This is a genomic window from Pseudomonas sp. WS 5412, assembly GCF_012985615.1.
GTDB lineage: Bacteria > Pseudomonadota > Gammaproteobacteria > Pseudomonadales > Pseudomonadaceae > Aquipseudomonas > Aquipseudomonas shahriarae.
Genome location: NZ_JAARMB010000026.1, coordinates 33,233 through 52,352, shown reverse-complemented (window position 1 = coordinate 52,352; position 19,120 = coordinate 33,233). Strand labels below are relative to the sequence as shown.

Here is a 19,120-nt window from a genome sequence, read left to right as displayed (position 1 = left end):
GCGCAGCAGTCCCATTTTCTAGGGTCGCTGCGCAACCCAACGCGGGCAAGCCCGCTCGCCACAGTAAAGCGGTTTGCCACGTTATTTAGTCAGCGGTCTGGACCGTACGTTGCCACAACGCGTAATACACCCGCCCGGATTTTTGCTCGCGGTGCAGGCGCCAGTTGCCCGGCAGGCCCAGGGTCGACGGCGCGGTTTCGCTTTCGGTGTAGACCCAGGCGTCATCGGCCAGCCACTGGCGCTCTTCCAGCAGCGCGCAGACGGTTGGCAACAGGTTCTGGTTGAACGGCGGGTCGAGGAACACCACGTCGAATGCACTGGCTGGCTGGGTTTCCAGGTAGCGCAGGGCATCGGCGGTTTGGACGTGACCGGTGGTGCAACGCAGGGTGCCCAGGTGTTCGCGCAGACTGGAAACCGCCACGTTGCTCGCGTCCAGCGCCTGGCCCAGGGCGGCGCCGCGGGACAGGGACTCGAGGAACAACGCGCCGCTGCCGGCGAACGGGTCAAGCACCTTGGCCCCTTCGATATACGGCGCGAGCCAGTTGAACAGGGTCTCGCGGACCCGGTCCGGGGTCGGGCGCAGGCCCACGACATCGGGGAAGCTCAGCTTGCGGCTGCGCCATTGGCCGCCAATGATGCGCAGCTGGCCCACACCGTTATGCACGTTATGGACAGGTTTTTTAGGGCGGGATGGACTAGCCATTAATGCTCCGGAACCCCGAGCGGCTGCTCGGCAGGTTTATCAGTGGGGGGCGGTAGTGGCTTTTGCGCGGTGGTGGGACCAGCGGTCACGATCACCATTTTATCGCTGCTCAAGTGCTTGTTCATTGCGGCCTTGACCTGTTCGGTAGTCAGGGCCTGGGATTGCTTCATGAAATCTTCCAGGTAGTTGAGCGGCAGGTTGTAGAAACCCATGGCGCCCAGTTGCCCGACGATATCGGCGTTGCTCGCAGTGGACAGCGGGAAGCTGCCGGCCAGTTCGCGCTTGGCGTCATCCAGTTCTTTTTGCGTCGGCCCGGTCTTGAGGTAGTCGGCCAGCACTTGCTCCACCAGGCGCAAGGTGCCGCCGCTCATCTCGGCGCGGGTCTGCAGGTTGATCATGAACGGACCACGCACCTGCATCGGCGAAAAGCCCGAGTACACGCCATAGGTCAGGCCGCGCTTCTCGCGCACTTCGCTCATCAAGCGAGTGCCAAAGCCACCGCCGCCAAGGATCTGGTTGCCCAGGGACAGGGCCGCGTAGTCCGGATCGGCGCGGTTGATGCCCAGTTGTGCGAACAACAGGTGCGTCTGCTTGGAGGGAAACTCGATATGCCCCAGGCCGGCCTTGGGCTCGGTCGGCTCGGCGATCTTCGCCAGTGCCGGGCCCTTGGGCAGGGATGCGGACACCTTGGCTGCCATGGCTTCGGCGTCGGCACGGGACAGGTCGCCGACCATCGCGATCACCGCGTTACCGGCGGCGTAGGCCTTGGCGTGGAATGCCTTCAGCTGTGCCTGGGTAATGGCCGGAACGCTCTCGGGCGTGCCTTCGCTCGGGTGCGCATAGGGATGGTCGCCGTACAGGCGCTTGAACAGCTCGATGCTCGCCAGCTTGCCCGGGTTCTGCTTCTGGTACTCGAAGCTGGCCAGCAACTGGTTCTTGATCCGCGCCAGGGAGTCGGCGGGGAAGGTCGGCTGGCCGATCACCTGGTCAAACAGCGTGAGGGCGGCCTCGCGCTTGTCGGCGGCACTGAGGCTGCGCAGCGACACCAGCGCCATATCGCGGTAGGCACCGTTGCTGAAATCCGCGCCCAGGCCTTCAAAACCGGCGGCAATCTGCCCCACATCCTTGCCCGGCACGCCTTCGTTGAGCATGGCGTTGGTCAGCAGGGCCAGGCCCGGCGTGTTGCCGTCCTGGCTGCTGCCGGCAGCGAACAGGATGCGCATGTCGAACATCGGCAGTTCGTGGGCTTCGACGAACAGCACCTTGGCGCCTTCGGCGGTGTTCCAGGTCTGCACGTTGAGCTGGCGGTTGGTTGGGTTCTTGCCGTCCAGTTCTGCCAGGGATTGCAGGGTCTTGCTGGACTTGGCCTGCTCCAGCGCCGGGCTGGCAACGGAGTCGTCCGGGCGACCGATATACACCGCGACTGCCGCCACCAGAGTCACGACGATCAGGCCAGGCAGCACCAGGCGGTTGTTTTTGCGATCACTCATGAGTGCTCTCCTGTGGCATGACATGGGCGACACTCAGGCGTTCGCGGGTGAAATACGTGCGCGCGGCCTTCTGGATGTCTTCGGGCGTCACGCTTTGCAGTTCGGCAAGCTCGGTGTCCATGAGTTTCCACGACAGGCCGACCGTTTCCAGGGAGCCAATGGCTGTGGCCTGGCTGGTGATGGAGTCACGCTCGTAGACCAACCCGGCAATGACCTGGGCGCGAATACGCTCCAGTTCCTCGGCGGTCGGTGGCTTGGCCTTGAGTTCATCCAGTAGGCGCCAGAGCCCGGCTTCGGCCTGGGCCACGGTTTTCTTCTTCTGCTGGTTGGGGGTGGCGCTCAAGGTGAACAGGCTGTCGCCGCGGGTGTAGGCGTCGTAGCTGGTCGAGGCAGCCGACACCAATTCTTCACCGCGTTCCAGCTGGCTCGGGATGCGCGCGCTGTAGCCGCCATCGAGCAGTGCCGAGATCAGGCGCAGGGCGTTGACCGAGCGCTTGTCTTCGGCGGTGGCCAGGCCCGGTACGTTGAAGCCGAGGATGACGCTCGGTAGCTGCGTCTGCACATGCATGGTCAGCAGGCGTTCGCCCGGCTCGGCCAGTTCCAGGGGCTTCTTCGCCGGTGGCACGTCACGCTTGGGGATCGGGCCGAAGTAACGCTGGGCCAGGGTTTTCACCTCGTCCGAGGTCACGTCGCCGACCACCACCAGGGTGGCGTTGTTCGGCACATACCAGGATTGGTACCAGTGGCGCAGTTCCTCGACCTTCATGCGGTCCAGGTCGGCCATCCAGCCGATGGTCGGCGTGTGATAGCCGCTGGCCGGGTAGGCCATGGCCTTGAAGCGTTCGAAGGCCTTGGACATTGGATTGTCATCGGTGCGCAGGCGGCGCTCCTCCTTGATGACTTCGATCTCGCGGCTGAATTCGTCGGCCGGCAGGCGCAGGGTGGCCATGCGGTCGGCTTCCAGCTCCAGGGCCACGCCCAGGCGGTCGCGGGCCAGCACTTGGTAGTAGGCGGTGTAGTCGTCGCTGGTGAAGGCGTTCTCTTCGGCGCCCAGGTCGCGCAGGATCAACGAGGCTTCGCCGGGGCCGGTCTTGGAGCTGCCCTTGAACATCATGTGTTCCAGGGCGTGGGACAAACCGGTCTGGCCAGGGGTTTCATAGCTGGAGCCGACCTTGTACCAGACCTGCGAGACCACCACCGGGGCGCGATGGTCTTCGCGCACGACGACCTTGAGGCCGTTGTCCAGGGTGAATTCATGGGTGGGTTGTGGGTCGGCAGCCAAGGCTGAAAGGGGCAGACAAACTGTGCTGAGCAGCAGGCCTGCGGCGCGGCGGGCTAGAGCATTCATTCGTTTTTAAACCTGTTGGGCTGCCCGCTTGGTCTTAGCGTCGGCGGGCGAGGAGGTGCTAGGATACTGATCCGTATTAGCGGCGGCCACTGCGGCTGTCATATCGTTTCGGATCCAGTCGTCGTAAAGATGGAGTTATCCGTGGGTTTCCCCGGTTTTAATTCGCTTTTCGCCGATTTTATCGCTTCAGTCCTATATTGAATCGATTTGTTGAGGCTGTATTCACGCCTCACAAAATGCTGCGCATGAACAAGCTGGCTAAAAAACAGTCTGTTGCGCATCGAATATTATTTACCGAGGCGCCTCCTTGGCGCGTCGCTACCGTGAGATAGCCGTCCTCCATGTTTGGTTCCAACGACGACAAGAAGAGCCCAGCTGCGGCTGGCGAGAAAAAAGGCCTGTTCGGATGGCTGCGCAAAAAGCCGCAGGAAACCGTCGTCGAACAGCCGCAAGTCCAACCTGAGTCGGTGCCTGAGCCTGTTCTGCAAGCGGAACCGGCGATTGAGCCCGTGGCCGAGCCTGTCGTCGAGACGCCAGCGCCGGTGGTGCTGCCTATCGCCGAGCCGGTCTTGCAGCCGGAGGTGGAGGCTGCGCCAGAGCCAGAGCCAGAGCATAAGCCGTGGCCGTCATTGCCGGTGGCTGAAGAGCCTGTTGCGTTGGTCGAGGATGTGCAGGCCGAACATGTGACGCCGCCGATCCCTGTGGTGGTGGAGCCGGTCCAGGTCGCCGTCGAGCCCCAGCCCGTTTTCGTTGAGCCGGCGCCGTTGGTGGTCGAGCCAGTGGTTGCCGAGCCCGTTGCGGTGGTTGCCGAACCCGTCGCTGCACCTGCTGAAACCAGTAAGACCGGCTTCTTCGCCCGCCTCAAGCAAGGCCTGAGCAAGACCAGCGCGAGCATCGGCGAAGGCATGGCCAGCCTGTTCCTGGGCAAGAAGATCATTGATGACGAGTTGCTCGAAGATATCGAGACCCGCCTGCTGACCGCTGACGTGGGCGTCGAAGCCACTGCCGTGATCATCCAGAGCCTGACCCAGAAGGTGGCGCGCAAGCAGCTCACCGACGCCGACGCGCTTTACAAGTCATTGCAGGCCGAACTGGCCGCCATGCTCAAGCCGGTGGAAGCACCGCTGGTGATTACCGAGAAAAAACCCTTTGTGATCCTGGTGGTCGGCGTCAACGGCGCCGGCAAGACCACCACCATCGGCAAGCTGGCGAAGAAGCTGCAACTGGAAGGCAAGAAAGTCATGCTCGCCGCCGGTGACACCTTCCGCGCCGCCGCCGTAGAGCAATTGCAGGTGTGGGGCGAGCGCAACAAGATCCCGGTGATCGCCCAGCATACCGGCGCCGATTCTGCCTCGGTGATCTTCGACGCCGTGCAGGCCGCCAAGGCCCGCAACATCGACGTACTGATTGCCGATACCGCTGGTCGCCTGCATACCAAAGACAACTTGATGGAAGAGTTGAAGAAAGTCCGCCGGGTGATGGGCAAGCTCGACGCCGACGCGCCGCACGAGGTGCTGTTGGTGCTGGACGCCGGTACTGGGCAGAACGCCATCAGCCAGGCCAAGCAATTCAACCAGACAGTCCAACTGACTGGCCTGGCGTTGACTAAGCTCGATGGCACGGCCAAGGGGGGGGTGATTTTCGCCCTGGCTAAACAATTCGGGCTGCCGATTCGTTATATCGGTGTAGGCGAAGGTATTGATGACCTGCGCACGTTTGAGGCCGAACCCTTTGTCCAGGCACTGTTTGCCGAGCGGGAGCGTTCATGATTCGTTTTGAACAGGTGGGCAAGCGCTACGCCAACGGGCATGTCGGCTTGCATGAGCTGAGTTTCCGGGTGCGCCGTGGCGAGTTCTTGTTTGTCACCGGTCATTCCGGGGCCGGCAAAAGTACGTTGCTGCGCCTGCTGCTGGCCATGGAGCGCCCGACCACCGGCAAACTGCTGCTGGCAGGCCAGGATCTGGCCACCATCAGCAATGCGCAGATCCCGTTCCTGCGCCGGCAGATCGGCGTGGTGTTCCAGAACCACCAGTTGCTGTTCGATCGCACGGTGTTCAATAACATCGCCCTGCCATTGCAGATCCTCGGGCTGTCCAAGGCCGAGATCGTCAAGCGTGTGGATTCGGCCCTGGAGCGCGTGGCGCTGTCGGACAAGACCGACCTGTATCCCGGCGACCTGTCCACCGGCCAGCAACAGCGCGTCGGCATTGCCCGCGCCATCGTCCATCGCCCGGCCTTGCTGCTGGCGGACGAACCCACCGGTAACCTCGACCCGCGCCTGGCGGCGGAGATCATGGGTGTCTTTGAAGACATCAACCGCCTGGGCACCAGTGTGCTGATTGCCAGTCACGACCTGGCATTGATCGCGCGTATGCGCCATCGCATGTTGACCCTGCAGCGCGGGCGCCTGATCGGTGACGGGGAGGCCGGCGTATGAGTGCCACACGCAGCCCTAAAGTTTCCGAGCGCGTGGCGCCGAAAGCCGCCGACCCGCAACCGCAGAAAAAGAAACGCGACGATGATGACGGTCCTGACTTCAGCACCTTGCTGCACGCCTGGATCGAAAGCCATCGCGCCAGCCTGGTGGACAGCCTGCGCCGCCTGGGCAAGCAGCCGATTGGCAGCTTCTTCACCTGCCTGGTGATGGCCGTGGCGTTGAGCCTGCCGATGGGTTTGTCGTTGCTGCTGAATAATGTCGAGCGCCTGGGCGGTTCCTGGCAGCGCGCGGCGCAGATTTCCCTGTACCTGCAACTGGATGCCAGCGCCACTGAAGGCGAGGCCCTGCGCGAGCAGATCAAGAACCTGCCGGGTGTGGCGGATGCCGAGTACATCAGCCGCGACCAGGCGCTGGAAGAGTTCCAGCAACAGTCCGGCCTGGGTGAGGCGCTCAAGGAGCTGCCGCAGAACCCGCTGCCAGGGGTTGTGCTGGTCACGCCCAATGAAATCGACAAGACGGCCCTTGAAGCATTAAGACAAAAATTGGCTGAACTGCCCAAGGTGCAACAGGCGCAGCTTGATTTAGTGTGGGTCGAGCGTCTGGCGGCGATTCTCAAGCTGGGCGACCGGTTTGTCTTCGGCCTGACGGTGTTGCTGGTTTCTGCATTACTTTTGGTGATAGGCAATACCATTCGTCTTCATATTGAAAACCGCCGCACCGAGATAGAAGTGATTAAACTGGTCGGCGGCACAGACAGCTATGTGCGTCGTCCTTTTCTATATATGGGCGCGCTTTATGGCTTCGGTGCGGGGATTCTGTCCTGGGGCGTCCTGGCGTTTGGCCTGGATTGGCTGAACGACGCGGTAGTCGGCCTGGCCGGATTGTATGGCAGTGACTTTGCCCTGGCTGGCGTACCTGCGGCCGATGGTCTATCACTCTTGCTTGGCGCGGTGTTGTTGGGGTATATCGGTGCTTGGATTGCGGTCGCACGGCATCTACGTGAGCTGGCGCCGAAGTAGTTAATGTCAGATTAATGTGGTTTCGTTTGTATTGACCGTATCAGTGGTTTAGGGAACTTGTCCTACGGTTCCCGGTCAATTTTCGCAGTGCTGAACTGCACGAGTTATGTGAGTCGGAGGTTTTTTCGTATGACCACTTCTTTGCAACCTGCTTATGCTCTGGTCCCGGGTGCGAACCTGGAGGCTTATGTGCACACGGTCAACAGCATTCCATTGCTGACGCCTGAGCAGGAGCGTGAACTGGCCGAGAGTCTCTACTATGAGCAGGATTTGGGGGCGGCTCGGCAGATGGTGCTCGCCCACCTGCGTTTTGTCGTACATATCGCCCGTAGCTATAGCGGCTACGGCCTGGCCCAGGCTGACCTGATCCAGGAAGGCAACGTCGGCCTGATGAAGGCTGTAAAACGCTTCAACCCGGAAATGGGTGTGCGCCTGGTGTCGTTCGCTGTGCACTGGATCAAGGCGGAAATCCACGAGTTCATCCTGCGCAACTGGCGCATCGTGAAAGTGGCGACCACCAAGGCCCAGCGCAAGCTGTTCTTCAACCTGCGCAGCCAGAAGAAACGCCTGGCGTGGCTGAACAACGAGGAAGTCCACCGTGTGGCGGAAAGCCTCGGTGTGGAGCCTCGGGAAGTGCGCGAGATGGAAAGTCGCCTGACCGGCCATGACATGGCCTTCGACCCGGCCGCCGAAGCGGACGACGACAGCGCTTTCCAATCGCCGGCCAACTACCTGGAAGACCACCGGTACGACCCGGCGCGTCAACTGGAAGATGCCGATTGGAGCGACAACTCCAACCACAACCTGCACGAAGCGCTGGAAGTGCTGGACGACCGCAGCCGTGACATCCTCTACCAGCGCTGGCTGGCAGAAGAAAAAGCCACGCTGCACGACCTGGCGCAGAAGTACAACGTGTCGGCCGAGCGTATTCGTCAGCTTGAGAAGAGCGCGATGAATAAGCTGAAACTGTCGATCGCCGCCTAACACGCTGCGAACGACCAAAAAAATGCCCCGATCGAAAGATCGGGGCATTTTTGTTCGTGCCCGAAAAACCTCAAGCCTTACGCGGTCCAAGGTGTAGGCGCTGGCTGGCCTGCGATCGCGGTGGGTCAGCCAGCCCTATTGGGTGGTGTCAGTTGGCCCACGGCGCCTGCCGCGTACTGTTCAGCTCATTCAAATAGCCGGTACCACCCAACTGCCCCATCTGCTGACGAATCCAAGCCGCCCGCCGCGCCACATACGCCGTCGGATGGCTGGCACTCCACACCCGTGGATTAGGCAGTACAGCGGCCAGATAGCTGGCCTGCTGCCGCGAAAGTCCCTTGGCACCCACGCCAAAATGATGCCGCGCCGCCGCCTCTGCGCCAAACACCCCTTCATCCCACTCCACACTGTTGAGGTACACCTCAAGGATCCGCTGCTTGGGCCACAGGATCTCGATCAACCCGGTAAACCAGGCTTCCAGGCCCTTGCGCAAATAACTGCGGCCGGCCCACAGGAACAGGTTCTTCGATACCTGCTGGCTCAGCGTACTGGCACCGCGAATCGAACCACCGCGCTCGTTATGCAGCAAAGCGGCCTGGATCGCACCAAAGTCAAAGCCCCAATGCTGCGGGAAGCGCTGGTCCTCGCCGGCCATCACCGCGACTTTCAGGTCATCGGAGATCTCATCCCACGGCACCCAGGTCCGTTGCAGGTCAATGGGCTCGCTGTCGATCCAGGATTCGATCTTGCGCTCGACCATCAGTGCGGTGAACGGCGGCGGGACGACACGAAACAGCAGCACCAGCAAAACACTGCCGATGACAAACCATTTCACGACTTTGAGAAAACGACTGAAGAGGACACGCAGCATAGAGATGGCTTGGCCGAACCCGTTGAGCGGGCCATTATACAGACCCTGCCCAATGAGTCTGACTGGAGTTCCTCATGTTGCGTGGCTTTCTGATGCTGGCTGCCTTTTTCGGTTTTACCGGTGTTGCCCTCGGCGCATTTGCCGCCCATGGCCTGAAAAAGAGCCTGAGTGCTGAGTACCTGGCGATTTTCCACACCGGTGTGACCTACCAGTTGGTGCACGCCCTGGCGTTGTTTGGCGTGGCCTTGCTCGCCGCGCATATGCCTGGGCGGCTGGTGCTGTGGGCCGGAGTGTCGTTCAGCATCGGTATCCTGTTGTTCTCCGGCAGCCTGTACCTGTTGACCACCATCGGCATCGGCAAACTGGGAATCATCACGCCGTTTGGCGGCCTGGCGTTCCTGATTGGCTGGCTGTGCCTGGGGCTCGCCGCCTGGCGCCTGCAACTGACCGCCTGACGCTTGTAGCTGACCTTCAGGTCACGATCAGGCTAGAATGCTGGCCCCTAAAAACGATGGCGGCCCGTGGCATGCGCATTCAATTGAACGGCGAATCCTATGAACTGCCCGACGGTGAAACCGTCGCGGCCCTGCTGACCCGTCTGGAACTGACCGGACGTCGCGTCGCAGTGGAGCTCAACCAGGATATCGTCCCGCGTAGCCAGCACACCGAAACCGCCCTCACCGAAGGCGACCAGGTCGAAGTGGTCCACGCCATCGGCGGCGGCTAGGCCCGGGGCAACTACCCGAATTCTGCAGAACCTCACCCCAACTCGAGGATTTCCCATGAGCATCGTTCGTAGCGACAAGCCCTTCGTCCTGGCCGGTCGTACTTACCAGTCGCGTTTGTTGGTAGGCACCGGCAAGTACCGCGACATGGAAGAAACCCGCCTGGCTATCGAAGCCTCGGGCGCCGAAATCGTGACAGTGGCCGTGCGCCGCACCAATATCGGCCAGAACCCGGGCGAACCGAACCTGCTGGATATCCTGCCGCCGGATCGCTACACCATCCTGCCGAACACTGCCGGTTGCTACGACGCCATCGAAGCCGTGCGCACCTGCCGCCTGGCCCGTGAGCTGCTCGACGGCCACAACCTGGTGAAGCTGGAAGTGCTGGCGGACCAGAAAACCCTGTTCCCCAACGTGATCGAAACCCTCAAGGCCGCCGAAACCCTGGTCAAGGAAGGTTTCGACGTGATGGTCTACACCAGCGATGACCCGATCATCGCCCGCCAACTGGCCGAGATCGGCTGCATCGCGGTGATGCCACTGGCCGGCCTGATCGGCACTGGCCTGGGGATCTGCAACCCGTACAACCTGCAGATCATCCTCGAAGAAGCCAAGATCCCGGTGCTGGTGGATGCCGGCGTCGGTACCGCGTCCGATGCCACCATTGCCATGGAGCTGGGCTGCGAAGCGGTGCTGATGAACTCGGCCATCGCCAACGCACAACAGCCGATCATGATGGCCGAAGCCATGAAACACGCGATTGTCGCCGGCCGCCTGGCGTACCTCGCCGGGCGTATGCCGAAAAAACTTTACGCCAGCGCCTCCTCGCCGCTGGATGGTCTGATCAAGTAAGAGCCATTGATGACTGAATCAAACGAAACGCCGAACCCCGTGGAAGAAGGCGACGAGTCCAAGCACCGCCGCATCAAGAGTTTTGTGATGCGTGCCGGGCGCATGACCGAAGGCCAGCAAAAGGGCCTCGACCAGGGCGCGCCGCTGTTCGTCCTGCCCCTGGCTGACGCGCCGGTGGACTTTGACCAGGTGTTTGGCCGTTCTGCCCCGCGCTCCCTGGAGATCGGCTTCGGCATGGGCCATTCCCTGCTGGAAATGGCTGCAGCGTCGCCCGAGCAAGACTTTATCGGTGTGGAAGTGCACCGTCCGGGCGTAGGCGCACTGCTCAACGGCGTGCTGACCCAGGGCCTGAAAAACCTGCGGGTCTATGACTGCGACGCGATCGAAGTGCTCAACCGCTGCATCGCCGATAACAGCCTCGACCGCCTGATGCTGTTTTTCCCGGATCCATGGCACAAGAGCCGTCACCACAAGCGCCGTATCGTCCAGGCGTCCTTCGCGGAGCTGGTGCGCAGCAAACTCAAGGTCGGCGGCATCCTGCACATGGCCACCGATTGGGAACCGTATGCGGAGTACATGCTGGAAGTGATGAACGTCGCCCCTGGCTACCGCAACCTGGCCGAAGATGGTCAGTGCGTACCACGCCCGGCCGAGCGTCCGATCACCAAGTTCGAACGCCGTGGCGAGCGATTGGGGCATGGGGTTTGGGATTTGAAGTTCGAAAAGCTGGCGTAATCAGCTAGCAAGCTGAAATGCGATTAACTGTGGGAGCTGGCTTGCCGGCGATAGCATCACTTCGGTGTCACTGATACACCGAGGTGCTTGCATCGCAGGCAAGCCAGCTCCCACAGTTGTTTTGTGGTGGGCTTTGAGTCAGCGGCGGTCGGCAACCACGCCAATCAACACCAGCACCACCAACAGCACCGGTGCCAGGCTGTAGTTATTGAACTGGCTCAACCCCCGCACAATCCAGGGTGTGGCGTAGATCAGCGCAGCACCGCTGCCGATCATGCACAGCAGGGCCATCAACGGTACGCGCAAGGCGCCGGCGATGTTGCCCAGGCGTGCTTCGACCCAACCCTTGATATCGGCGCCGAATAGCACCAACAGGCAGCCTACCAGCGCCAGGGAGATTTCCGACAGGTTGCTACGGCTCCAGCGGGATACGGTGGCGAGCAGGTCGAGTACCAGATCCATTCGATTTCCTTAGAGCGATCAGCTCAAAAACTTCTGCAGCAGGTCATTGAGAAAGAGTTGCCCACGGTCCGTGGCCGCCAGGCGTGACGGTTCGACCTGCAATAAGCCACTTTGTTCGGCATCCCTGCGGGCTTGTTCCAGGCTGGCCAAGTCCAGGCCGGTGCGCTCGGCATACAGCCTGGCTTCGACGCCCTCGGTCAGGCGCAGGGCGTTCATCAGGAACTCAAAGGGCAACTCTTCATTGCTCAGCTCTTTCGACCCGGCCTGGAAGGTTTTTGCCGGGTTGAGGTAGTCCTTCGGTGCGCGGGTCTTCCAGGTGCGCACGATGCGCCCGTCTGGATGGCTGAGCTTGCCGTGGGCGCCGGCGCCGATGCCGATAAAGTCGCCAAAACTCCAGTAATTGAGGTTATGCCGCGCGGGCCGGCCCGGCTGGGCGTAGGCCGAGACTTCATATTGCGCGTAGCCGTGTTCGGCGAGCAGGGCCTGGCCGGCTTCCTGGATATCCCACAGGGTGTCGTCTTCCGGCAGCGTCGGCGGCTGGTTCCAGAATACAGTGTTGGGTTCCAGGGTCAGTTGGTACCACGACAGATGGGTCGGCTTGAGCGCAATCGCCTGGCGCAGGTCGCCCAGGGCGTCGTCCAGGGATTGGTCGGGCAAACCGTGCATCAGGTCCAGGTTGAAGTTATCGAAGCCGGCCTGGCGTGCCATGCCGGCGGCGCGTACGGCTTCGTCGCCGTTGTGGATGCGGCCCAGGGCCTTGAGCTTGTCCTGCTGGAAGCTCTGGATGCCAATCGACAGGCGATTGATCCCCAGCTTGCGGTAGGCGACGAACTTCTCTTGCTCGAAGGTACCGGGGTTGGCTTCCAGAGTGATCTCGATGTCGCGGGCAAACGGGATACGTTGCTCCACGCCCTCCAGCAACCGGCCCAGCGCCGCAGCACTGAACAGGCTTGGCGTGCCGCCGCCAAAGAAGATCGAACTCAGCTCGCGGCCATACACCGCGTGCAGGTCCTGATCCAGGTCCGCCAGCAACGCGTCGACATACTCTTCTTCCGGCAGCACCTTGCTGGCGGTGTGGGAGTTGAAGTCGCAATAGGGGCATTTACGCACGCACCACGGGATGTGGATGTACAGCGCCAGGGGCGGCAGTACTGGCAGGGCCGCCCGAGGTGTTTGCGCGCCACCGAGGATCAGGGGCTGCGCGGAGGTGTTCTGGGTCATTTCAAGCCCAGACGCTGGCGCAGCAAATCCATTGCGCGGGCGCGGTGGCTGATCTGGTTCTTGTCGGCGGGGCTCAGTTCGGCGCTGGACACATTGCGCTCCGGCACCCAGAACAGCGGGTCATAGCCAAACCCGTGCTCGCCGCTGGCCGCGTGCAGGATGCGCCCGTGCCACAAGCCTTCGCAGAGAATCGGCAGCGGGTCGTCGGCATGTCGCACCAGGGCCAGCACACAGACAAACTGCGCGCCGCGCATCGCGTCCGGCACGTCCTTGAGGGCGTCCAGCAGCTTGGCGTTGTTCGCCGCGTCGCCTTTGCCGTCGGCATAGCGCGCCGAGTAGATGCCGGGGGCGCCGCCGAGGAAGTCCACGGCCAGGCCGGAGTCGTCGGCCAGTGCCGGCAGCCCGGAAATGCGCGCGGCATTGCGGGCCTTGAGGATGGCGTTCTCGACGAACGACAGGCCGGTTTCCTCCGGCTCCACCTGGCTGAACTCGCCAATCGAGCGCAATTGCACCGATTCGCCGAGCATGGCCTGGAGTTCCTTGAGTTTGCCGGCGTTATGGCTGGCCAGTACGAGTTGTGTCAGGTTCATTATTCGGCCGGGAACAGTTCTTGGGTGAAACTGAAGCCGTGGGCTTTGCCGCCGGTTTCAACATTGATGGTAAAGGTGCGGAATTCCTGTTGCGGCACCGAGTAGGGGGCGAGGTAGTAGATAGCGCCTTTTTCGGTGATTTGCTTGAAGGTCAGCATTTCACTCTTGCCGGTCAAGTCCTTGATCGTGCCGGTCACTTGGGCCGCCACGGGCTCCACGCCCTTGATCACCGAGACATTGATCATGCCCTTGTTCTTGCTGCGCACCACGCCCACGGCCTGGGCCGTCTCGGGTTGCAGGAAGCTGGAGGTGAAGGTGCTGTAGTGCACGGTGATATCACCAAACGCCTTCTGCCGATTGCTGTCGATAGGGCCGGCAGCCATGGCGCTGGCGCCCAGGCAGGCGGTGAGTAGAAAAATAGCCAGGCGACTCATGATCGTCCTCCTCGAAAATGGTTAGACGGCAATCTGATGATCGGTCAGGCCAGGACTGCTGACCCGATAAATCCCGATTTCACCTAAAAGATTAGGCCATAGCTTACTTGCCCAGCCGTGGCGATGCTGTTGATCGACGGCAAGGCGATTGATCACCTTGGCTTCGCGCCCGCTGCACAGCGCTTCGAAGTCCTCGAAGGTGCAGAAGTGAATATTGGGCGTGTTGTACCAGGTGTACGGCAGGAAGTCCGATACCGGCATCCGGCCCTTGGTGGCCAGGTACCAGCGGCAGCGCCAGTGGCCGAAGTTGGGGAAGGTGATGATGCACTGGCGGCCGACGCGCAGCATTTCGTCGAGGATCCGGTCCGGGTAATGCACAGCCTGCAGGGCCTGGGTCATCACCACGATATCGAAGCTGTTGCTGGCAAAGTTGCCCAGGCCCTTGTCCAGGTCCTGCTCGATTACGTTGATGCCCTTGGCCACGCACTGGGCGATGTTGTCCGGGTCGTTTTCCAGGCCATAGCCGGTGACTTGCTTGTTGTCGCGCAGCCAGCTCAGCAGTTCGCCATCGCCGCAACCCAGGTCGAGCACGCGGCTGCCGGCGGGGATCCAGTCTTGGATGATTTCCAGGTCGGCTCTCATGGCGTTCTCACAAAGTTATGCGGTTCATGTAATTGCTGAAGGCCTGCAGATAGCGCGGGATCGGGATCAGGAAGGCATCGTGGCCCTGCGGTGCGTCGATCTCCAGGTAGCAGACGTCTTTGCGCGCAGCCATCAGCGCATCCACCAGCTCCCGCGAACGGGCCGGCGAGAAGCGCCAGTCGGTGGTGAATGACATCACGCAGAACTTGGCCGTGGCGCCTTCGAAGGTCTTCGCCAGGTCGTCATCAAAGTTTGCCGCCGGGTCGAAGTAGTCCAGGGCCTTGGTCATCAGCAGGTAGGTATTGGCGTCGAAACGCCCGGAAAACTCCTCGCCCTGGTAACGCAGGTAGCTTTCGACCTGGAATTCGACGCTGTGGAAGTCGTAGTTGAGCTTCTCGCTCTTGAGCCCACGGCCGAATTTTTCGCCCATGGAGTCATCCGACAGGTAGGTGATATGTCCGACCATCCGCGCCAGCATCAAGCCGCGCTTGGGGATCACCCCGGCTTCCTGGAATGAACCGCCGTGGAACTCGGGGTCGGTGAGGATCGCCTGGCGCGCCACTTCGTTGAAGGCGATGTTCTGTGCCGACAACTTCGGGGCCGAGGCGATGGCCAGGCAATGGCGCACGCGGTCGGGGTAGGTAATGGTCCATTGCAGGGCCTGCATGCCGCCCAGGCTGCCGCCGATCACCGCTGCCCATTGCTGGATGCCCAGCCGGTCGGCCAGGCGTGCCTGGCTGTGCACCCAGTCTTCCACGGTCAGTACCGGGAAGTCGGCGCCAAACGGCTTGCCGGTTTCCGGGTTGAGGCTGCTGGGGCCGGTGGAGCCGTTGCAGCCGCCGAGGTTGTTCAGGCTGACCACAAAGAACTTGTTGGTGTCGATGGGTTTGCCAGGGCCGATGCAGCTGTCCCACCAGCCGGGCTTGCGCTCGTCGGCGCTGTGGTAGCCGGCGGCGTGATGATGGCCCGACAGGGCGTGACAGATCAGCACGGCGTTGCTGGCCGTGGCGTTCAACGCACCGTAGGTTTCATAGATCAGGTCATAGGCCGGCAGCGACCGCCCACAGGCCAGGGCCAGGGGTTCGCTGAAGTGCGCCACTTGGGGCACGACCAGTCCAACAGAATCGGGGGGAAAGGCAGTTGGCATCGACCCTGCTCTCGTTTAAATGAGGCGTAAGTCTAAAGAGCGGGGGGCCTAGCGGCAAGCGAAGGCCTGCATGGATTCACTTCAAGACACAGTTACAAAAATGTGGGGGCTTGCCTGCCCCCACATGTTGTCCTGCGCAGCCCGCAAACAGTCGTCAGATCAGCAAGCGCAGGATGTCCGGCATCATGGTCATTGCCGCCAGGTTGTTGATCACCAGCATGTCCAGGAGCTTGAGCACCATGAACGCGAGGATCGGCGAGATATCCAGGCCGCCGAGGTTCGGCAGGATCTTGCGGAATGGCGCCAGGGCCGGTTCGCAGATCTGGTTGACCAGTTCGGCGCCAGGGTTATGGCTGCCCGGTGCGACCCAGGACAGGATCACGCTGATGATCAGTGCAAAGAAGAAAATCTTCAGGAACAGCGCGGTCACGCCGATCAGGGCCCAGACCAGCAGTTGCAGGAAGTTGCCCATGGTGCCGTAGGTCAGCAGCAGCGTCAGGGCCATCAGCGCCAGTTGCACCAGGATCGCCAGCACCAGCGACGACATGTCCAGGCCGAACAAGCTCGGGATTACCCGGCGCAGCGGCTTGAGCAGCGGCTGGGTGGCCTTCACGGCGAATTGGCAGAGCGGGTTGTAGAAGTTGGCGCGTACCAGTTGCAGGACAAAGCGCAACAGCACGATCAGCAGGTAAAGGCTGCCGAGGGTTTGCAGTACATAGACGGCAGCGGTGTTCAAACCAATCATATTGGCTCCTTATTGACCCAGTTGTTCGGCAAGTTCAGCCGAGCGGTGCGCGGCGGCACCCAGTGCTTTTTCGACCAGGGCTTCAAAGCCCCCGGCCTGGAATGATTCGATGGCCGCCTGTGTGGTGCCATTGGGCGAGGTCACGCGACGACGCAATTCGGCCGCATCCACATCGCTGGAGACCACCATATGTGCGGCGCCGAGGGCGGTTTGCTGGGTCAGTTGCTCAGCGATTTCCCGTGGCAGGCCCAACTTCACGCCGGCGGCGGTCATGGCTTCGACCAGCAGGAAGAAATACGCCGGGCCACTGCCGGACACGGCGGTGACGGCGTCCAGTTGCTGCTCTTCTTCCAGCCACAGGGCCACACCCACGGCCGACAACAGCTCCTGGGCCTGCTCACGCTGGGCGGCGCTCACTTGGGCGGTGGCGTACAGGCCGCTGACACCCTGGCGCAGCAGCGATGGGGTGTTGGGCATGCAGCGCACGATGGGCTGGGCGCCGAGCCAGTTGTTCATGCTGGCGCAGTTGATACCGGCGGCAATCGACACCACCAGTTGCTGCGGCGCCAGGCTTGGGCGCAAGGCTTCGCACACGGCTTTCATGGCCTGTGGCTTGACCGCCAGTACGATCACGTCGACGCCCTGGATGGCTTCGGCGTTGTCGGCGAAGGTTTCGATACCGTGTTCTGCGCTCACCCGGGCACGGGTCTCGGCGCCCGGATCGCTGGCGCGAATCTGCGAGGCTTGCAGGCCCTTGGCCCGCAGGCCACCGATCAGGCTGGCCGCCATGTTACCGGCGCCGATAAAGGCTATACGCGTGCTGCTCATGACAGGTCCTTACTCAGATGGAAGTCAGCCATTTCATGGCTGGCCGTAGTCGCGGGCACCAAACAGCGCGGTACCGATCCGCACCCAGGTGGCCCCTTGGGCAATGGCCGACTCAAGGTCATGGCTCATGCCCATGGAAAGTGTGTCGAGCCCCAGGTCCAGGCTCACTTGCAAGTCACGCACAGCGGCAAACGCCGCATCTTGCTGTGCCCGGTCGTCGGTGGGCTCGGGGATCGCCATCAGGCCACGCAGCTTCAAGCGGGGCAGGGCCTGGATCGCCTCGGCCAGCGCTGGCAGGTCGGCGGGTGTACAGCCGGACTTGCTGGCTTCGCCACTGACATTGACCTGAATGCAGATATTGAGCGGCGGCAGGTCGGCCGGGCGTTGTTCGGACAGGCGTTGGGCAATTTTCAGGCGGTCCACGGAATGCACCCAAGCGAAATTCTCGGCGATAGCGCGCGTCTTGTTCGATTGAATGGGGCCGATGAAGTGCCAACTCAAGGGCAGGTCGGTTAAATCGGCCTGTTTGCCCAGGGCTTCCTGCAAGTAGTTCTCGCCGAAGTCGCGCATCCCGGCGGCGTAGGCTTCGCGCACGGCTTGCGCGGGTTTGGTCTTGCTCACGGCCAGCAAGTGCACGCTGGTTTCATCGCGTTGCACGGCCTGGGCCGCGGCACGGATCCGCTCGGTAACCAGGCCGATATTGTCTGCTATGGTCGACATTAAAGTTGCGCCCGCGGATATGGAGTCCGCGGCATTCTACTGGAAATGGATAGCCCTATGGACATCACTGAACTGCTGGCCGCAAGCGTCAGCCAGGGCGCCTCCGACCTGCATCTGTCGGCAGGCTTGGCGCCGAGGATGCGCGTCGATGGCGAGGTACTGCCACTGGATTGGCCGGTGCTGAGTGCTACGCAAGTAGCGGACTTGCTCAGCCCGATCCTCCATAAACACCAGCAAAAGGATTTCGAAACATCTCTTGAAACGGATTTTTCCTTCGATTTGCCTGGCGTCGCGCGCTTTCGCGCCAACGTGTTCTGCCAGCACCGGGGGCTGGGGGCGGTGTTCCGTGCGATCCCCTCTCGGGTCCAGAGCCTGGAAGCCCTGGGGCTGGGGGACATATTCCGGCGCATCGCCGAATTGCCCAGAGGGCTGGTGCTGGTGACCGGTGCCACGGGCTCGGGCAAGTCCACCACCCTGGCGGCGATGGTCGATTACCTCAACAGCACCCGTCAGCAGCACATCCTGACCCTTGAAGACCCTATCGAGTTTGTCCACGAACCGCGTAAAGCGCTGATCAGCCAACGCCAGGTGCACCGCGACACCCACAGTTTCTCGACGGCCCTGCGTTCGGCGTTGCGCGAAGACCCGGATGTGATCCTGGTCGGCGAATTGCGCGACCTGGAAACCATCCGCCTGGCCCTGACGGCGGCGGAAACCGGGCACTTGGTGTTTGGCACCCTGCACACCAGTTCGGCGGCGAAAACCGTGGATCGGCTGGTGGATGTGTTTCCGGCGGGGGAAAAGGCCATGGTCCGCTCGATGCTCTCGGAATCGCTGCAGGCGGTGGTGTCCCAGGTGTTGCTGAAGAAAGTCGGCGGCGGGCGCGTGGCGGCCCATGAAATCATGCTCGGCACACCGGCGATCCGCAACCTGATCCGCGAGGACAAGGTGGCGCAGTTGTATTCGGCGATTCAGACGGGCGGGGCGCTGGGGATGAAGACGTTGGATATGAGCTTGAAGGGGTTGGTCAGTCAGGGACTGGTCAGGCTTGAAGAGGCCCGGGAGCAGGCGAGGGTGCCCGCAGATATATAGGATGTGGGAGCTGGCTTGCCTGCGATGCAGGCAACTCGGTGTGTCAGTCACACTGAGGTGATGCTATCGCAGGCA

At 61.9% G+C, this 19,120-nt stretch carries 22 protein-coding genes; 9 read left to right on the top strand and 13 right to left on the bottom strand.

Features of this window, described 5'->3' with window-relative positions; translation table 11 throughout:
* Nucleotides 1–85: 85 nt before the first annotated feature.
* The 3 genes from rsmD to HBR94_RS25385 are packed head-to-tail and all read right to left on the bottom strand — an operon-like array spanning nt 86 to nt 3,541.
* A complete protein-coding gene (rsmD, locus tag HBR94_RS25395) occupies nt 86–703 on the bottom strand; it encodes a 16S rRNA (guanine(966)-N(2))-methyltransferase RsmD (protein WP_057960893.1) in 618 nt (205 codons plus the stop codon).
* Nucleotides 703–2,193 carry a pitrilysin family protein gene (locus HBR94_RS25390; protein ID WP_115129208.1) on the bottom strand — a complete coding sequence of 497 codons (1,491 nt, stop codon included), beginning with the start codon at nt 2,191–2,193 and terminating at the stop codon, nt 703–705. Before HBR94_RS25390 ends, rsmD begins: the two co-directional genes overlap by 1 nt.
* Nucleotides 2,186–3,541, bottom strand: coding sequence for a pitrilysin family protein (locus HBR94_RS25385; protein ID WP_170045721.1), 1,356 nt, complete (start codon nt 3,539–3,541; stop codon nt 2,186–2,188). The genes HBR94_RS25390 and HBR94_RS25385 overlap by 8 nt, the downstream gene beginning before the upstream one ends.
* 341 nt (nt 3,542–3,882) lie before the next feature.
* Here HBR94_RS25385 and ftsY point away from each other — a divergent pair, with 341 nt between their 5' ends.
* The 4 genes from ftsY to rpoH all read left to right on the top strand — a co-directional run bounded on the left by ftsY (nt 3,883) and on the right by rpoH (nt 7,981).
* Nucleotides 3,883–5,310, top strand: a complete 1,428-nt coding sequence (ftsY, locus tag HBR94_RS25380) for a signal recognition particle-docking protein FtsY (RefSeq protein WP_170045720.1) — start codon at nt 3,883–3,885, stop codon at nt 5,308–5,310.
* The gene (gene ftsE, locus HBR94_RS25375; protein ID WP_003213784.1) at nt 5,307–5,978 is read left to right on the top strand and encodes a cell division ATP-binding protein FtsE; all 672 of its coding nucleotides are present in this window, start codon (nt 5,307–5,309) and stop codon (nt 5,976–5,978) included. Before ftsY ends, ftsE begins: the two co-directional genes overlap by 4 nt.
* Complete coding sequence (gene ftsX / locus HBR94_RS25370; protein WP_057440383.1) at nt 5,975–6,997, top strand: permease-like cell division protein FtsX; 1,023 nt, start codon at nt 5,975–5,977, stop codon at nt 6,995–6,997. Before ftsE ends, ftsX begins: the two co-directional genes overlap by 4 nt.
* A 129-nt stretch (nt 6,998–7,126) precedes the next feature.
* Nucleotides 7,127–7,981, top strand: a complete 855-nt coding sequence (rpoH, locus tag HBR94_RS25365) for an RNA polymerase sigma factor RpoH (RefSeq protein WP_003176698.1) — start codon at nt 7,127–7,129, stop codon at nt 7,979–7,981.
* Nucleotides 7,982–8,129: 148 nt separating this feature from the next.
* Here the strand turns inward: rpoH and mtgA are convergent, their stop codons facing one another.
* On the bottom strand, nt 8,130–8,852 hold the full coding sequence (mtgA, locus tag HBR94_RS25360) for a monofunctional biosynthetic peptidoglycan transglycosylase (RefSeq protein WP_057440382.1): 723 nt from the start codon (nt 8,850–8,852) through the stop codon (nt 8,130–8,132).
* Between the two features lie 74 nt (nt 8,853–8,926).
* Here mtgA and HBR94_RS25355 point away from each other — a divergent pair, with 74 nt between their 5' ends.
* From HBR94_RS25355 to trmB, 4 genes are all read left to right on the top strand, one after another.
* Nucleotides 8,927–9,307 carry a DUF423 domain-containing protein gene (locus HBR94_RS25355; RefSeq protein WP_057440381.1) on the top strand — a complete coding sequence of 127 codons (381 nt, stop codon included), beginning with the start codon at nt 8,927–8,929 and terminating at the stop codon, nt 9,305–9,307.
* 71 nt (nt 9,308–9,378) lie between these two features.
* Complete coding sequence (thiS, locus tag HBR94_RS25350) at nt 9,379–9,579, top strand: sulfur carrier protein ThiS (RefSeq protein ID WP_162947777.1); 201 nt, start codon at nt 9,379–9,381, stop codon at nt 9,577–9,579.
* Nucleotides 9,580–9,634: 55 nt separating this feature from the next.
* Nucleotides 9,635–10,429 carry a thiazole synthase gene (locus HBR94_RS25345; RefSeq protein ID WP_017845016.1) on the top strand — a complete coding sequence of 265 codons (795 nt, stop codon included), beginning with the start codon at nt 9,635–9,637 and terminating at the stop codon, nt 10,427–10,429.
* 9 nt (nt 10,430–10,438) lie between these two features.
* Nucleotides 10,439–11,164: a tRNA (guanosine(46)-N7)-methyltransferase TrmB gene (gene trmB, locus HBR94_RS25340; RefSeq protein ID WP_057440379.1), complete on the top strand. Its 726-nt coding sequence runs from the start codon at nt 10,439–10,441 to the stop codon at nt 11,162–11,164.
* Between the two features lie 138 nt (nt 11,165–11,302).
* Here the strand turns inward: trmB and HBR94_RS25335 are convergent, their stop codons facing one another.
* The 9 genes from HBR94_RS25335 to HBR94_RS25295 form a co-directional block, all read right to left on the bottom strand.
* Nucleotides 11,303–11,626 (bottom strand): DUF3392 domain-containing protein, encoded by a 324-nt coding sequence (locus tag HBR94_RS25335; RefSeq protein ID WP_029300493.1) that lies wholly within the window; start codon nt 11,624–11,626, stop codon nt 11,303–11,305.
* Between the two features lie 18 nt (nt 11,627–11,644).
* Nucleotides 11,645–12,847 carry a radical SAM family heme chaperone HemW gene (gene hemW / locus HBR94_RS25330; RefSeq protein WP_115129206.1) on the bottom strand — a complete coding sequence of 401 codons (1,203 nt, stop codon included), beginning with the start codon at nt 12,845–12,847 and terminating at the stop codon, nt 11,645–11,647.
* Nucleotides 12,844–13,440: an RdgB/HAM1 family non-canonical purine NTP pyrophosphatase gene (rdgB, locus tag HBR94_RS25325; protein WP_027606096.1), complete on the bottom strand. Its 597-nt coding sequence runs from the start codon at nt 13,438–13,440 to the stop codon at nt 12,844–12,846. Before rdgB ends, hemW begins: the two co-directional genes overlap by 4 nt.
* Complete coding sequence (locus tag HBR94_RS25320; RefSeq protein WP_029300487.1) at nt 13,437–13,871, bottom strand: DUF4426 domain-containing protein; 435 nt, start codon at nt 13,869–13,871, stop codon at nt 13,437–13,439. Before HBR94_RS25320 ends, rdgB begins: the two co-directional genes overlap by 4 nt.
* 21 nt (nt 13,872–13,892) lie before the next feature.
* Nucleotides 13,893–14,513, bottom strand: coding sequence for a methionine biosynthesis protein MetW (gene metW, locus HBR94_RS25315; RefSeq protein ID WP_029300485.1), 621 nt, complete (start codon nt 14,511–14,513; stop codon nt 13,893–13,895).
* A gap of 7 nt (nt 14,514–14,520) precedes the next feature.
* Nucleotides 14,521–15,660, bottom strand: a complete 1,140-nt coding sequence (locus tag HBR94_RS25310) for a homoserine O-acetyltransferase (RefSeq protein WP_120734289.1) — start codon at nt 15,658–15,660, stop codon at nt 14,521–14,523.
* Nucleotides 15,661–15,814: 154 nt separating this feature from the next.
* A complete protein-coding gene (locus tag HBR94_RS25305) occupies nt 15,815–16,405 on the bottom strand; it encodes a YggT family protein (RefSeq protein WP_057440376.1) in 591 nt (196 codons plus the stop codon).
* Nucleotides 16,406–16,414: 9 nt separating this feature from the next.
* Entirely contained in the window at nt 16,415–17,233 is an 819-nt protein-coding gene (gene proC / locus HBR94_RS25300) for a pyrroline-5-carboxylate reductase (RefSeq protein ID WP_057440375.1), read from the bottom strand.
* A 33-nt stretch (nt 17,234–17,266) separates the two neighbouring features.
* Nucleotides 17,267–17,953, bottom strand: a complete 687-nt coding sequence (locus HBR94_RS25295; RefSeq protein WP_170045719.1) for a YggS family pyridoxal phosphate-dependent enzyme — start codon at nt 17,951–17,953, stop codon at nt 17,267–17,269.
* Nucleotides 17,954–18,010: 57 nt separating this feature from the next.
* Between HBR94_RS25295 and HBR94_RS25290 the strand changes: the two genes are divergently transcribed.
* Nucleotides 18,011–19,045, top strand: a complete 1,035-nt coding sequence (locus tag HBR94_RS25290; protein WP_057960884.1) for a type IV pilus twitching motility protein PilT — start codon at nt 18,011–18,013, stop codon at nt 19,043–19,045.
* Nucleotides 19,046–19,120: the final 75 nt, after the last annotated feature.

Excerpts from the sequence above, each read along its gene's own strand:
- rsmD (WP_057960893.1), bottom strand. The coding sequence starts at position 703 with ATGGCTAGTCCATCCCGCCCTAAAAAACCTGTCCATAACGTGCATAAC.
- ftsE (WP_003213784.1), top strand. The coding sequence starts at position 5,307 with ATGATTCGTTTTGAACAGGTGGGCAAGCGCTACGCCAACGGGCATGTC.
- trmB (WP_057440379.1), top strand. The coding sequence starts at position 10,439 with ATGACTGAATCAAACGAAACGCCGAACCCCGTGGAAGAAGGCGACGAG.
- HBR94_RS25295 (WP_170045719.1), bottom strand. The coding sequence starts at position 17,953 with ATGTCGACCATAGCAGACAATATCGGCCTGGTTACCGAGCGGATCCGT.
- HBR94_RS25310 (WP_120734289.1), bottom strand. The coding sequence starts at position 15,660 with ATGCCAACTGCCTTTCCCCCCGATTCTGTTGGACTGGTCGTGCCCCAA.
- HBR94_RS25390 (WP_115129208.1), bottom strand. The coding sequence starts at position 2,193 with ATGAGTGATCGCAAAAACAACCGCCTGGTGCTGCCTGGCCTGATCGTC.
- HBR94_RS25290 (WP_057960884.1), top strand. The coding sequence starts at position 18,011 with ATGGACATCACTGAACTGCTGGCCGCAAGCGTCAGCCAGGGCGCCTCC.
- proC (WP_057440375.1), bottom strand. The coding sequence starts at position 17,233 with ATGAGCAGCACGCGTATAGCCTTTATCGGCGCCGGTAACATGGCGGCC.
- HBR94_RS25305 (WP_057440376.1), bottom strand. The coding sequence starts at position 16,405 with ATGATTGGTTTGAACACCGCTGCCGTCTATGTACTGCAAACCCTCGGC.
- HBR94_RS25345 (WP_017845016.1), top strand. The coding sequence starts at position 9,635 with ATGAGCATCGTTCGTAGCGACAAGCCCTTCGTCCTGGCCGGTCGTACT.
- thiS (WP_162947777.1), top strand. The coding sequence starts at position 9,379 with ATGCGCATTCAATTGAACGGCGAATCCTATGAACTGCCCGACGGTGAA.
- rpoH (WP_003176698.1), top strand. The coding sequence starts at position 7,127 with ATGACCACTTCTTTGCAACCTGCTTATGCTCTGGTCCCGGGTGCGAAC.
- mtgA (WP_057440382.1), bottom strand. The coding sequence starts at position 8,852 with ATGCTGCGTGTCCTCTTCAGTCGTTTTCTCAAAGTCGTGAAATGGTTT.
- HBR94_RS25335 (WP_029300493.1), bottom strand. The coding sequence starts at position 11,626 with ATGGATCTGGTACTCGACCTGCTCGCCACCGTATCCCGCTGGAGCCGT.
- HBR94_RS25320 (WP_029300487.1), bottom strand. The coding sequence starts at position 13,871 with ATGAGTCGCCTGGCTATTTTTCTACTCACCGCCTGCCTGGGCGCCAGC.
- ftsY (WP_170045720.1), top strand. The coding sequence starts at position 3,883 with ATGTTTGGTTCCAACGACGACAAGAAGAGCCCAGCTGCGGCTGGCGAG.
- metW (WP_029300485.1), bottom strand. The coding sequence starts at position 14,513 with ATGAGAGCCGACCTGGAAATCATCCAAGACTGGATCCCCGCCGGCAGC.
- HBR94_RS25355 (WP_057440381.1), top strand. The coding sequence starts at position 8,927 with ATGTTGCGTGGCTTTCTGATGCTGGCTGCCTTTTTCGGTTTTACCGGT.
- ftsX (WP_057440383.1), top strand. The coding sequence starts at position 5,975 with ATGAGTGCCACACGCAGCCCTAAAGTTTCCGAGCGCGTGGCGCCGAAA.
- hemW (WP_115129206.1), bottom strand. The coding sequence starts at position 12,847 with ATGACCCAGAACACCTCCGCGCAGCCCCTGATCCTCGGTGGCGCGCAA.
- HBR94_RS25385 (WP_170045721.1), bottom strand. The coding sequence starts at position 3,541 with ATGAATGCTCTAGCCCGCCGCGCCGCAGGCCTGCTGCTCAGCACAGTT.